Source organism: Streptomyces sp. NPDC018031 (genome assembly GCF_044327625.1).
Classification (GTDB): Bacteria; Actinomycetota; Actinomycetes; order Streptomycetales; family Streptomycetaceae; genus Streptomyces.
This window is the reverse complement of the sequence record NZ_JBIRFT010000007.1, coordinates 147,769-160,670: the sequence shown is the minus strand read 5'-3', so window position 1 is coordinate 160,670 and position 12,902 is coordinate 147,769. Positions and strand designations below refer to the sequence as shown.

Annotated in this window: 9 protein-coding genes; 6 read left to right on the top strand and 3 right to left on the bottom strand. The window is 75.0% G+C overall.

Annotated elements, in window-relative coordinates; genetic code table 11:
- The first annotated feature begins 73 nt into the window (after positions 1-73).
- The 6 genes from ACH4B3_RS18740 to ACH4B3_RS18715 all read left to right on the top strand — a co-directional run bounded on the left by ACH4B3_RS18740 (position 74) and on the right by ACH4B3_RS18715 (position 9,408).
- A complete protein-coding gene (locus tag ACH4B3_RS18740) occupies positions 74-1,390 on the top strand; it encodes a hypothetical protein (protein WP_398463970.1) in 1,317 nt (438 codons plus the stop codon).
- A gap of 238 nt (positions 1,391-1,628) precedes the next feature.
- On the top strand, positions 1,629-4,184 hold the full coding sequence (locus ACH4B3_RS18735; protein WP_398464172.1) for a tetratricopeptide repeat protein: 2,556 nt from the start codon (positions 1,629-1,631) through the stop codon (positions 4,182-4,184).
- A gap of 12 nt (positions 4,185-4,196) precedes the next feature.
- Positions 4,197-5,783 carry a protein phosphatase 2C domain-containing protein gene (locus tag ACH4B3_RS18730; protein WP_398464170.1) on the top strand — a complete coding sequence of 529 codons (1,587 nt, stop codon included), beginning with the start codon at positions 4,197-4,199 and terminating at the stop codon, positions 5,781-5,783.
- Positions 5,784-5,900: 117 nt separating this feature from the next.
- Positions 5,901-7,217 carry a VWA domain-containing protein gene (locus tag ACH4B3_RS18725; protein ID WP_398463969.1) on the top strand — a complete coding sequence of 439 codons (1,317 nt, stop codon included), beginning with the start codon at positions 5,901-5,903 and terminating at the stop codon, positions 7,215-7,217.
- Positions 7,218-7,286: 69 nt separating this feature from the next.
- A complete protein-coding gene (locus tag ACH4B3_RS18720) occupies positions 7,287-8,735 on the top strand; it encodes an FHA domain-containing protein (protein WP_398463968.1) in 1,449 nt (482 codons plus the stop codon).
- 268 nt (positions 8,736-9,003) lie between these two features.
- Positions 9,004-9,408, top strand: coding sequence for a globin (locus tag ACH4B3_RS18715; RefSeq protein ID WP_398463967.1), 405 nt, complete (start codon positions 9,004-9,006; stop codon positions 9,406-9,408).
- Positions 9,409-9,607: 199 nt separating this feature from the next.
- Here the strand turns inward: ACH4B3_RS18715 and ACH4B3_RS18710 are convergent, their stop codons facing one another.
- Genes ACH4B3_RS18710 through ettA form a run of 3 tightly spaced genes read right to left on the bottom strand, consistent with a single transcriptional unit; the run spans position 9,608 to position 12,589 of the window.
- A complete protein-coding gene (locus ACH4B3_RS18710; RefSeq protein ID WP_398463966.1) occupies positions 9,608-10,438 on the bottom strand; it encodes a hypothetical protein in 831 nt (276 codons plus the stop codon).
- The gene (locus ACH4B3_RS18705; RefSeq protein WP_398463965.1) at positions 10,435-10,923 is read right to left on the bottom strand and encodes an acyl-CoA thioesterase; all 489 of its coding nucleotides are present in this window, start codon (positions 10,921-10,923) and stop codon (positions 10,435-10,437) included. Before ACH4B3_RS18705 ends, ACH4B3_RS18710 begins: the two co-directional genes overlap by 4 nt.
- Position 10,924: 1 nt before the next feature.
- Positions 10,925-12,589 (bottom strand): energy-dependent translational throttle protein EttA, encoded by a 1,665-nt coding sequence (ettA, locus tag ACH4B3_RS18700; protein WP_398463964.1) that lies wholly within the window; start codon positions 12,587-12,589, stop codon positions 10,925-10,927.
- Positions 12,590-12,902: the final 313 nt, after the last annotated feature.

The following is a 12,902-nucleotide window of genomic DNA, read 5'->3' as shown; positions in this document are numbered from 1 at the left end:
GCCGCACACGCGCCGCGCGGCCGGTACCACCACACGGCACGGACAGGCGTGCACGCACTCGGAGAGGTGATCGATGGGGGTCGCGGGATCCTTCCCCAGCTCCGCGGGGAAACCCCAGGCGCCGGCCATGAGCCGGGAGGAGGTCGACCGTGCGCTGGCGCGACTGGGCGCCGAGCACGAGGCCATCGAGTCCTCGCTGCTGGCCCTGCAGGACCACGCCGGCCGCCGGCTCCTCGAAGGGGCCGGGCTGACCGGGATCACCAAGGACCGCTGGGCCACCACCGAGCAGGCCATAGCCCTGCTGTGGACGTACTTCGACGCCTACACCGACGCCCTGGCCACCGCCCGTGAGGTGCGCGGCCGCCACCGCTGGCCGACCCAGGGCGAACTCGCCGAACTGGGCGAGCTGCTGGGCGGCACCGCGGTCACCCTGCCCAGCAGCGGCAGCCTCACCGGGACGCCGCTGCTCAGCGAGGAGTTGAGCCTCGACGAGCTGGTGTCCCGGATGAACCGCTGGTACGCCGAGGCGCTGGACGTGATCGTGACCGCCGACGCCGTGTGGTCCGCGCTGCCGGCCCGGATCGACATGCTCTCCGCCGAGCTGCGCCGCACCCGCTCGCTGGCGCACTCGGTCGGGGTGCGGCCGGGCGAGCACCCGGCCGGCGACGACCTGGAGCGGATCACCGCCGAACTGACCACGCTCCGCTCGGAGGTGGTGTCCGACCCGCTGGCGTTCTGGAACCCGGCCACCGGCAGCTCCGCGCCGGGCGGCGGCCGTCCGGACACCGCGCGCTACGACGACGCCGCCCGAGCCCTGGAGGACGTCCGGCGCGAGATCGAAGCGGTGCTCGACGTGCGGCAGGACGCCGAACAGCGGCTGATGCGGCTGCGGGACGTGCTGTCCCGGGCCGACCGCACCCTCACCGAGGCCCGGCAGGCCCGGGTCGAGGTGCTGTCGAAGATCGCCGCGTCGGAGGTGCCCGCGGTGAGCGGCCCGCCGACCGCGCTGCACGAGCAGCTGGTGACCGCCGCCGACTACCGCAGGCGCGCCCAGTGGCACCGCCTCTCCCCGCTGCTGGAGAGTTTGGAGCAGCGCGCGGACGACGAACTCCTGCGGGCCCGCGAGTCGTTGACCGCGGTCACCGCGCCGCTGGCGGTCCGCGCCGAACTCCGCGGCCGGCTCGACGCGTACAAGGCGAAGGTGGCCCGGCACGGGCTCGCGGAGGACCCGCTGCTGATCGAGCGGTACGACGTGGCGCGCCGGATGCTGTGGACCGCCCCGTGCGACCTGCGGGCCGCGGAGAACGCCGTGCTGCGCTACCAGCGGGCCGCGGCGGAGGCGCTGTCCGCGGGCCGGGCGGAGCCGGAGGACCGGAGGGACGAGCGGTGACCGGCTCCGGCGCGGCGCGCCCCTCTGCGAGCCGGTCCGGCGGCGGCGCGTCCGGCGCGATCCGGTCCGGCGCGAGCACGCCCGGCGCGGGACGGCCCGGTGCGGGACGGCCCGACGCGATCCGGCCCGACGCGGGGCGGCCCGACGCAGGACGGCCCGGCGCGGTGACGAGGGGGACGATGTGAGCACTCCGAACCAGTCGTGCCAGCGGCCGGGCTGCGACGGCGCCTACGAGGACATGGGCGGCGGCGAGCTGTACTGCGGCGTCTGCGGGCTGGCGCCCGTCGTCGCCGCGCGGCCCCCGGCGCCCGGGCCGGGCCCGGAGGGCGGGGCGGGGCCGGTGGGTTCGCCGCCCACCGGGCTGACCTCGGCCGCCCGGGGCGGCGCCGGGACGTCCGGCGGTTCCGGGCGGAGCGGCTCGTCGTCGCGGTCCTCCTCGCGGGGCTCGGCCCGCTCGGGCAGTTCCCGGTCCTCGCGCCGCTCGGTGTCCGGGCGGCTGTCGCGCTCCCTGTCCGGGCAGGCGACCTCCCCGTCGGTGTCGGTGCGCAGCTCCTCCTCCGGCGCCTCCTCGTCCGCACGCAGCCGGCTCGGCGCCGGTCTGGTCAGCATGCCGGAGGTCCCGCGGCCGGATCCGCGTACCGCGGTGCTCGCCCTTCCCGAGGTGCCGGAGCGGAAGCGGTTCTGCAGCAAGGGCGACTGCGGGGCGCCGGTGGGCCGGGCGCGCGGCGGCCGGCCGGGGCGCACCGAGGGGTTCTGCACCAAGTGCGGGCACCCGTACTCGTTCGTACCGAAGCTCGGCCCGGGCGATGTGGTGCACGGCCAGTACGAGGTGGTGGGCTGCCTCGCGCACGGCGGGCTGGGCTGGATCTACCTGGCCATCGACCGCGCGGTGTCGGACCGCTGGGTCGTGCTCAAGGGCCTGCTGGACACCGGCGACGAGGACGCGCTGGCGGTGGCCGTCTCCGAGCGCCGCTTCCTGGCCGAGATCGAGCACTCCAACATCGTCCGCATCTACAACTTCGTCGAGCATCTCGACCAGCGCACCGGCAGCCTCGACGGCTACATCGTCATGGAGTACGTCGGCGGCAAGTCGCTCAAGGAGATCGCCAACGAGCGGCGCACGCCCGACGGCCGGCGCGATCCGCTGCCGGTCGAGCAGGCCTGCGCGTACGGCATCGAGGCGCTGGAGGCGCTGGCCCATCTGCACAGCCGCAACCTGCTCTACTGCGACTTCAAGGTCGACAACGCCATCCAGCAGCAGGACCAGCTCAAGCTGATCGACATGGGCGCGGTCCGGCGGCTGGACGACGAGGACAGCGCCATATACGGCACGGTCGGCTACCAGGCCCCGGAAGTGGCCGAGGTCGGCCCGTCGGTCGCCTCCGACCTGTACACCGTGGCCCGCACCCTGGCGGTCCTCACCTTCGACTTCCAGGGCTACACGAACGTCTTCGTGGACAGCCTCCCCGACCCGGAGAACATCGAGGTGTTCCACGCCTACGAGTCGTTCTACCGGCTGCTGGTGCGGGCCACCGACCCGGACCCGGGGCGCCGGTTCGGCTCGGCGGAGGAGATGGCGGACCAGCTGACCGGCGTGCTGCGGGAGGTCGTGGCGCTGCAGACCGGGCGGCCCCGCCCGGCCCTGTCCACGCTCTTCGGGCCGGAACTGCGGGTGGTGGACACCGAGGTCTTCACCGAGCGGGAGGCCGACCCGTCGGCGCTCGGCGCCCGCTCCCGCCGCCGCGGGCGGACGGCCGCGGCCGTTCCGGGCGGTCCGCCGCCCGGCTCCGGCGACCCGGCCGCGGTGCGGCCGCTGGACACCCGGGCCGTCGCGCTCGCCCTGCCGGTCCCGCGGGTCGACCCCGCCGACCCCAACGCCGGCTTCCTCGCCGGTCTGCTCGCCACCTCCGCCCCGGCCGAACTCGACGCCGCGCTGCGGGCCGCCCCGGCGGACTCCCCCGAACTCCGGCTGCGCCGGGTGCGGGCCCGGCTGGAACTGGGCGACGAGCGGGCCGCCGGCGCCATCCTGGACTCACTGGCCGAGGCGTACCCCGACGACTGGCGGATCGTCTGGTACCGGGGGCTGCACGCCCTGGCGACCGGCGACCACGCGACCGCGGCGGTGTCCTTCGACGCGGTCTACGACGCCTTCCCCGGCGAGCCCGCGCCGAAGCTGGCGCTCGGGGTGTGCGCCGAGGTGCTGGGCCAGTACGACAACGCGACCGAGTACTACCGCCTGGTGTGGACGACCGACCCCGGCTTCGTCAGCGCCGCGTTCGGCCTGGCCCGGGTCCAGCTGCGCGCCGGCGACCGGGTCGGCGCGGTCCGCACCCTGGAGTCCGTGCCGGAGGCCTCGATCCACTACACCGCGGCCCGGGTGGCCGCGGTCCGGGCCCGGCTGCGACGGGGCGCGCCCCCGTCCGGCACCGCCGGCCCCGCCCCGGAGCCGCTCCTGGACGACCTGCTCGCGGCCGCCCACCAGGTGGAGCGGCTGCGGGAGTTCGGGCTCGACGCGGTGCGCCGCGAGCGGCTGTGCACCGAGGTACTGGGCAGTGCGCTGGACTGGGTACTGTCCGGCGGTACCGGTACACCCCCGGGCCCGGCGGCAGCCGGCCCGGGCTCCCCCGAACGACCACCCGGCCCGGTACTGCTGGGCAGCAGCCTGGACGAGCGTGGGCTGCGCTTCGGGCTGGAACGCTCGTACCGGACACTCGCCAGGCTCGCGCAGCGTGGCGAGGAGAGGATCGAACTGGTGGAACGGGCAAACCGTTTCCGCCCCAGGACGTGGGTGTGATCGATGTCGCAGATGCCGCAGCTGCCCCGGCTGACCGCCTGCCCGAGCTGTGCCGAACCGCTGGAGTCGGGTGACAACTTCTGCGGCGGATGCGGCGTGGACGTCTCCACCGCCGCGCCGCCGCCGACCGCCCCCGCCCCCCGGGCCGGCACCGGAGGGACCGGGACGGCGGGTGCCAACGGCACCGCGCCCGGCGCCGCTGCCGACGGCGGCCCGGACCCCGCGGGCGCCGCGGGGCCGACCGCGGCCCGCCCCGGGGCGGCCCCCGGTCCGGTGCCCGCGCCCGCCGCCGGGGACACCGCCCCGGCGGCGGACGGCTTCGCCGGTCCCGCGCGCCGGACCCCGGACCCGGCGGCCGGGACCGCCGGTACGACGCCCCCGGCGGACGGCGGCACCCTGCACCTGGGGCCGGTGAGCCCCGCGCCGGCGGGCCCGGCCGCGGCGGCCGGGCCGGCCGGCCCGGTGCCTCCGCCGCCGGTGGCGCAACCGCTCCCTGACCCGGCCGCCCCGCGGGCCGGCGCCGAGGAGCCGGAGGACTACCCGCTGCCCGCGCCGGCGCCGCCCGGGTCGGTCCCGGCCGCCGCCGATCCCCGGGCCGCGCTCGGCGAACCGGAACCGGCCGCCCCGCCCGCCGCCGCCCCGCAGGCGGGCGGCCCGGCTCCGGGCGCCGGGCCCGGGGCGGTGCGGAGTTGCGCCTCCTGTCGTGCCGGGTTGATCGACAAGGACGGCTACTGCGAGAACTGCGGCCACGCCCAGCCCCGGGAACGGGACCACATGGAGTACGAAGTGACCGGCGTCGCCGCGGCCAGCGACCGCGGGCTGCGCCACCACCGCAACGAGGACGCGTTCACCGTGTCCGCCGCCGCGCTGCCGGACGGTTCGCCCGCCGCCGTCGCCGTCGTCTGCGACGGCGTCTCCTCGGCGACCCGGCCGGACGACGCCTCCGCCGCCGCGGCGGCCACCGCGGGAAGCACGCTGGTCGAGGCGCTGCCGCGCGGCACGCATCCGCAACAGGCGATGCGCGAAGCCATCGTGGCCGCCGCCGAGGCCGTCGACGCGCTGGCCCGGGAGCCGGTGGAGCGGCCGCACGACCACCACCGCCAGGAGAACTCCCCCGCCTGCACCATCGTCGGCGCGGTGGTCGCCGGGGGCATCCTCACCGTGGGCTGGGTCGGCGACAGCCGGGCCTACTGGGTGCCCGACGACCGCACCACCCCGGCCGCCCGGCTCACCGAGGACGACTCCTGGGCGGCGCAGATGGTCGCCGCCGGGCTGATGTCGGAGGAGGAGGCGTACGCGGACGAGCGGGCGCACGCCATCACCGGCTGGCTCGGCGCGGACGCGTACGAACTGGACCCGCACACCGCGTCGTTCAAGCCGGACCGCCCCGGCGTCGTCGTGGTCTGCACCGACGGCCTGTGGAACTACGCCGAATCCGCCGCGGAGATGGCCGTCGCGGTGCCGCCGGACGCCCGCTCCCGCCCCCTGCACAGCGCGCGCGTTCTGGTGGACCATGCGTTGGACGGCGGGGGCCACGACAACGTAACGGTGGCGGTGCTGCCGTTCCCGGCACCGGCGGGAGGGGCAGTATCGGCTTGACGGCCCGAGGGGGGGCGGAGCGCACGTGCCGACCTGGCGCGGGCGCACGCGGGGCGACGCTCCGCACGCGCACCGGGGAGTGCGCCAGTCCAAGTGGAGTGCCAAGGAGCGGATCAGATGGCCAACTTCTCCAAGTCGAACGTGCCGCGGTTCTCGGTGGACGTCTACCAGAACGAGTACCTCCCCGAGGGAGGCCGCGAGGTGCACTCGATCGTCACGGTCACCTCCACCGGCGGCGGGACGACCGGAGGGCTGCCGGCCCCGGCCGCCGCCGTGGTGGTCATGGTCGACTGCTCGGGCTCGATGGACTACCCGCCGACCAAGATGCGCAACGCCCGGGAGGCCACCGCCGCGGCCATCGACACGCTGCGCGACGGCGTGGCGTTCGCCGTGGTGGCGGGCACCCACAAGGCGGCCGAGGTGTTCCCCGGCGGTGGACGGCTGGCCGTCGCCGACGCCGCCACCCGGGCCCGGGCCAAGGAGGCGCTGCGCTCGCTGGAGGCGGCGGGCGGTACCGCCATCGGCACCTGGCTGCGCCTCGCCGACCAGTTGCTGGCCCCGGCCGACGCCGCGATCCGGCACGGCATCCTGCTCACCGACGGCCGCAACGAGCACGAGAGCCCGGAGGATCTGCGGGCCGCGCTGGCGGCCTGCGCGGGCCGGTTCACCTGTGACGCCCGGGGCGTCGGCACCGACTGGGAGGTCCAGGAGGTCACCGGCATCGCGTCCGCGCTGCTGGGCACGGCCGACATCGTCGCCGATCCGGCCGGCCTGGCCGCGGACTTCACCGGCATGATGGAGACCGCGATGGGCAAGGGGGTCGCGGACGTGGCGCTGCGGCTGTGGACGCCGCAGGGCGCCGAGGTGCGGTTCGTCAAGCAGGTCGCGCCCACCGTGGAGGACCTCACCGGCCGCCGCACCGAGGCCGGGCCGCGCGCCGGGGACTATCCGACCGGCTCCTGGGGCGACGAGTCCCGCGACTACCACGTGTGCGTGCGGGTGCCGGCCGCCGGGGTCGGCCAGGAGATGCTCGCCGCCCGGGTGGCCCTGGTCCTGCCGGGCCGGGCCGGCGGCGCGCCCACCACCCTGGCCCAGGGGCTGGTACGCGCCGTGTGGACCGAGGACATGGCCGCTTCCACGTCCATCAATCCGCAGGTCGCGCACTACACCGGGCAGGCCGAACTGGCGCAGGCCATCCAGCAGGGCCTGCACGCGCGCAAGACGGGCGACTGGGACAGCGCAACGGCGAAACTGGGGAGGGCCGTTCAGCTGGCCAGCGCCTCCGGAAACGCGGATACCGCGAAACTGCTTTCGAAGGTGGTGGACGTGGTGGACGCAGCGGCAGGTACTGTGCGACTGAAGGCGAAGGTCGCGGAGGCGGATGAGATGACACTCGAAACGCGTTCCACCAAGACCGTACGCGTCAAGAAGTAACGGACAACCGCGAACGTTTCGGCAAAAGCCAAGTAACAAGTAAACGGCACAAGAGGGGGAAACACCGACATGGCGACCTGCCCGAACGGCCACCAGTCGGCGGCCGACGACTGGTGCGAGGTATGCGGCCACCGGATGTCGGGGACACCCATGCCCCCCGGTGCCATACCGCCGCCGCCACCCATCCCAGGAGCGCCCCAGGGACCGGGGGGCCCTGGCGGATACGGCTACCCGGGCCCGCAGCCGGACGCCACCTACCAGGCGGAGCTGTGCCCGCAGTGCCGTACGCCGCGGGAGGGGCAGACGCCGTTCTGCGAGGAGTGCCGCTACAACTTCCTGACCCACTCCCCCTCCCCGTACTCGCCGCCGCCCCCGCCCGGCGGCCCCGGTGGCTTCCAGCCCCCGTCCCTGACCCACCCGCGGCCGCCCATGCCGCCGCCCGGCCAGAGCGGTGAGTTCCCCGGCTCGGGCCCCTCGCAGATCAACCGGCCGGCCGAACCGCTGTCCGGCGGCCCCGGCGGCGCTCCGCTGCCCGGCCAGGCCCCGGGCCAGTACCCCGGTGGGCCGCTGCCCGGCCCCGGCGCCCAGGGCCCCGGCCCCGGACAGGGCCCCGGCGGCCCGCTGCCCGGTCAGGCCCCGGGCCTCGCGCCGTCCCGGTCGTTCCCCGACGGTGAGGACGACTGGCCGCTGCCGCCGCCCGGTGGCCAGGCGGGCGCGGCGCCGGCCCCCGCCCCCGCGCCGCCCGGCGCCCCGGCACCCGGCCAGGGGCCCGGTCCGGTCCCGGGCCACGGCCCTGGGCCGATGCCGGGCCACGGACCCGTTCCCGGTCCGGGGCCGGTGCCGGGCCACGGCCCGTTCCCCGGTCCGGGCCCGGCCCAGGGCCCGGTGCCGGGCCACGGTCCGATGCCAGGGCAGGGTCCGATGCCGGGCCAGGGTCCGGGGCCGGTCCCGGGTCAGGGTCCCGGTCCGGTTCCGGGGCAGGGTCAGTTCCCGGCCCCCGCGCCGGCCGGTCCGCCGTTCGGCAACGACGACCTGCCCAGCACCGCCGTACCGCACCCGCAGCCGGTGCAGCCGGCGCAGTTCCCGCCCGGCGCCGGGCCCGCCCCGTCCGGCGGCGGCTGGATCGCGGTCATCGCGCCGGACCGTGAGTACTTCATGGCGATGATGCACCGCAGCGGCCCGGAGGCCGCCGGGCTGAACCTCCCGGCGTACTCCCCGGAGCAGCAGCTGCCGCTCACCGGCCACCAGGTCACCGTCGGCCGCCGCCGGCACAGCACCGGCGAGTCCCCCGACATCGACCTGGCCCGCCCGCCGGAGGACCCCGGGGTCTCGCACCAGCACGCCGTCCTCGTCCAGCAGCCGGACGGAAGCTGGGCGGTCGTGGACCAGGACTCCACGAACGGCACCACCATCAACGGCGCCGAGGAACCGATCCAGCCGTACGTGCCGGTCCCGCTCAACGAGGGCGACCGGGTCCACGTCGGGGCCTGGACCACCATCACCGTTCGGCGCGGCTGAGCCGTCGCACGGCCCGCCGCGGCCCGGCCCGGCCCGTCACCCGGCGGGCCGGCCCCGCCGGGGCGGCGCCCGGACCGCGGACACCACCGCGGCGGTGCGGCGGACGCCCGCCCCCGCCGCCGTTCCGGCCGGGTCCGCGGCGAGCCGTGGTGCGCCCGGGCGGGGCGGTCGGCCCGGGCGGGGCGGTGGGCGGTCGGCCGCCGGGGTCTCAGGGCTGCCGGGGTCTTAGGGCTACGGTCCTCAGCCGGTCATCTGAGACCATGGTGGGGTGATGGAGATTCCGCGCGGCACGCTTCAGGAGCAGACGTTCTACGAGCAGGTGGGCGGCGAACCCACCTTCCGGCGCCTGGCACACCGCTTCTACCAGGGCGTCGCGGAGGACCCGCTGCTGAAGCCGATGTACCCCGAAGAAGACCTCGGCCCGGCCGAGGAGCGGCTCGCCCTGTTCCTCATGCAGTACTGGGGCGGCCCGCGCACCTACAGCGAGGGCCGCGGGCACCCGCGGCTGCGCATGCGCCACGCGCCCTTCACCGTGGACCGGGCCGCCCACGACGCGTGGCTGCGGCACATGCGTGACGCGGTGGACGAGCTGGAGCTGGCGCCGGAGCACGAGCAGCAGCTGTGGAAGTACCTCACCTACGCCGCCGCATCGATGATCAACACCGCGGACTGAACCGGACGGGCCGCGGACGGGGCGACCCGGTACCGAGCCGGCCGGACCGGGTACCGGTCCGGCCGGGCGCGACCGGTGGTCCGGCCGGGCGGGTCCGCTTGTGCCGCGGTCGGCGCGGTGCCCTCACCTGGCGGTGTGTGCGGCAGCCGCCGGGGTCGCCCGGCGGCTGCGCGGCGATGGGCGCGCCCGGCCCCGGCGGTCAGGCCGGGGTGAGCGAGAGGGCCGACAGCCCTCCGGTGCGGACGGCGATCGAGCCGTAGGGCGTACGCAGCCGCAGCCAGCCGGCCGCGGCGAGCAGCGCGAGCTGTTCCTCGGCCGCCACCGGAGCCAGCACCGCCGCGCCGGATCCACCCGGACCCGCCGGGCCCGTGCCACCGGCGGGCTGTCCCGCCCCGGCCGCGGCCGTCCGGGCGGGCACCCGCACCGGGCGGAGGAAACCCAGGGACTGCGCGGCGTGCACGGCACGCAGCGGCAGCCCGGTGTCGCCCAGGGTCCGCGACCAGATCTCCCGCCCGATGCGGTCGCGCTGGGCGCGGGTCCGCTGCTCCGCCGGCAGGCTCTCGTCCCGGGCCCGGAACTCGGCGACGGCGGCGCCCACCGCCGCCCGGATCGCGTCCCCGGCGGGCAGGCCCTCGACCCGGCGCCACCCGCCGCGCGGCGGCAGCACCCCGGTCCACGGCGGGCCGGTGACCGCTTCCGGCACCGGGACGTCGAGCCCGCCCGGCACCGGGGCGGCGGCGCCGGGACCGGAGGGTCCGGCGCCGTCCCGCTCCGAGCGGGCGGCGTCCACCGCGTCCGCCAACCGGCCCGCGGAGACGGTGATGTCGGCCTGCGCGGCCGGATCCGCCAGCCGGGCCGTACGGATCGCCAGCACCTCGAACGACGGCGGGCGCCCGAAGACGGCGAGTACGCCGCCGCCCGCCTGCAGCCGTACCGCCGCCGCCCGGTCGTAGTGGATCAGACGTGCCAGGAAGGCGGCGAGGTCCGCCGCCTCCCGGCCGTCTGCGAAGTGGAGGACGGGCGCCGTCATGCGACGACGGCCCCCTCCGGCTGCCGGTCCTGCTTGCCGACCGCGCTCGCCACCGGCTTGGCCGCCTTGGCGGACGTGCCCGGCTCCAGGTACTTCTGCAGGAACTGCTCCTCCTCGCGCGTGATGCGGCGCGGGCGGCCCAGCTCCAGGTCGTAGGGGACGATGGTGGTGGCGGCCCGTGCGTACACGTGCTCCTCGTCCTTGACCTCGTACGCCACGTTCAGGTACGCGGCGCTGATCTTCGTCACCCAGGTCTCGATGGTCACCGGCTCGTGCCGGTGGACCAGCGGCTTGAGGTAGTCGATCTCGTGCCGGGCCACGACGACCCCACCGGTGAAGGCATCGCTGCCGTCACCGGGCGCCAGCCGCCAGATGAAGTCGACCCGGGCCTCCTCCAGGTACCGGACGTACTCCACGTTGTTGACATGGCCGAACGCGTCCATGTCCGACCAGCGCAGGTGGCAGGCGTAGATGTGGCGGGCCATGTCAGCCCCGGGTGAGCTTCTTGTACGTGGCGCGGTGCGGGCGGGCCGCGTCCGGGCCGAGACGCTCGATCTTGTTCTTCTCGTACGACTCGAAGTTGCCCTCGAACCAGAACCACTTGGAGTCGCCCTCGTACGCCAGGATGTGCGTGGCGACCCGGTCCAGGAACCAGCGGTCGTGGGAGACGACCACCGCCGCGCCCGGGAAGTCGAGCAGCGCGTTCTCCAGCGAGGACAGCGTCTCGACGTCGAGGTCGTTGGTCGGCTCGTCGAGCAGCAGCAGGTTGCCGCCCTGCTTGAGGGTGAGCGCCAGGTTGAGGCGGTTGCGCTCACCACCGGAGAGCACCCCGGCCGGCTTCTGCTGGTCCGGGCCCTTGAAGCCGAACGCCGAGACGTAGGCGCGGGACGGCATCTCGACCTGGCCGACGTTGATGTAGTCCAGCTCGTCGGAGACGACCGCCCACAGCGTCTTCTTGGGGTCGATGTTGGCGCGGCTCTGGTCGACGTACGAGATCTTGACGGTCTCGCCGACCTTGATCGAACCGGAGTCCGGCTCCTCGATGCCCTGGATCATCTTGAAGAGCGTGGTCTTGCCGGCGCCGTTCGGGCCGATGACACCGACGATGCCGTTACGCGGGAGCGTGAAGGACAGGTCGTCGATGAGGACCTTCTCGCCGAAGGCCTTGGAGAGGTTGTTCACCTCGACCACGACGGAACCCAGACGCGGGCCCGGCGGGATCTGGATCTCCTCGAAGTCCAGCTTCCGCATCTTGTCGGCCTCGGCGGCCATCTCCTCGTACCGCGCGAGACGGGCCTTGGACTTGGCCTGGCGCCCCTTGGCGTTGGAGCGGACCCACTCCAGCTCCTCCTTGAGGCGCTTCTGGCGCTTGGCGTCCTTCTGGCCCTCGACCTTGAGGCGGGCGGCCTTGTTCTCCAGGTAGGTGGAGTAGTTGCCCTCGTAGGGGTGGGCGCGGCCGCGGTCGAGCTCCAGGATCCACTCGGCGACGTTGTCCAGGAAGTACCGGTCGTGGGTGATCGCGACGACGGTGCCGGGGTACTTGGCGAGGTGCTGCTCCAGCCACTGCACGGACTCGGCGTCCAGGTGGTTGGTGGGCTCGTCGAGCAGCAGCAGGTCGGGGGCCTCGATGAGGAGCTTGCAGAGCGCGACGCGACGCTTCTCACCACCGGAGAGGTTGGTGACGGGCCAGTCGCCGGGCGGGCAGCCCAGGGCGTCCATGGCCTGCTCCAGCTGGGCGTCGAGGTCCCAGGCGTTGGCGTGGTCCAGGTCCTCCTGGAGCTTGCCCATCTCCTCCATCAGCGCGTCGGAGTAGTCGGTCGCCATGAGCTCGGCGACCTCGTTGAAGCGCTTCAGCTTCCCCATGATCTCGGCGGCGCCGTCCTGGACGTTCTGCAGAACCGTCTTGGACTCGTCCAGCGGTGGCTCCTGGAGCAGGATGCCGACGGTGTAGCCGGGCGACAGGAAGGCGTCGCCGTTGGAGGGCTGCTCAAGGCCGGCCATGATCTTCAGCACCGTGGACTTACCGGCGCCGTTGGGGCCCACGACACCGATCTTGGCGCCGGGCAGGAAGCTCAGCGTCACGTCGTCGAGGATCACCTTGTCACCGTGCGCCTTGCGCGTCTTGCGCATGGTGTAGATGTACTCAGCCAAGAGAAACCGTCCGGCATCTGTAGGTGTTCGAAACGCGGTCGAGCCGTCGAGCCGCGCGAGGGCAGATACACCCCATCTTGCCGTACGACAAGCCCGCGACGGAAATGGGTAGTGAGAGTGGCCCTGATCAGCGATCTACCGGGGCCCGCCATCTCGGGCCCTGGTCGTTGTTGGTCGTCAGTGGCCGTTGCCGGCCGTCCTCGGACGGCCCACAGACGGCCCGAGCGTTGCCGCCGACCAGCACGCTGACCAAGCCCGATGGGCGGTGGCGATCTCTTCCCCCAGACACCGGCACACCCCCTGAGCAACCGGA

Excerpts from the sequence above, each read along its gene's own strand:
- ACH4B3_RS18740 (WP_398463970.1), top strand. The coding sequence starts at position 74 with ATGGGGGTCGCGGGATCCTTCCCCAGCTCCGCGGGGAAACCCCAGGCG.
- ACH4B3_RS18735 (WP_398464172.1), top strand. The coding sequence starts at position 1,629 with ATGGGCGGCGGCGAGCTGTACTGCGGCGTCTGCGGGCTGGCGCCCGTC.
- ACH4B3_RS18730 (WP_398464170.1), top strand. The coding sequence starts at position 4,197 with ATGCCGCAGCTGCCCCGGCTGACCGCCTGCCCGAGCTGTGCCGAACCG.
- ACH4B3_RS18725 (WP_398463969.1), top strand. The coding sequence starts at position 5,901 with ATGGCCAACTTCTCCAAGTCGAACGTGCCGCGGTTCTCGGTGGACGTC.
- ACH4B3_RS18720 (WP_398463968.1), top strand. The coding sequence starts at position 7,287 with ATGGCGACCTGCCCGAACGGCCACCAGTCGGCGGCCGACGACTGGTGC.
- ACH4B3_RS18710 (WP_398463966.1), bottom strand. The coding sequence starts at position 10,438 with ATGACGGCGCCCGTCCTCCACTTCGCAGACGGCCGGGAGGCGGCGGAC.
- ACH4B3_RS18705 (WP_398463965.1), bottom strand. The coding sequence starts at position 10,923 with ATGGCCCGCCACATCTACGCCTGCCACCTGCGCTGGTCGGACATGGAC.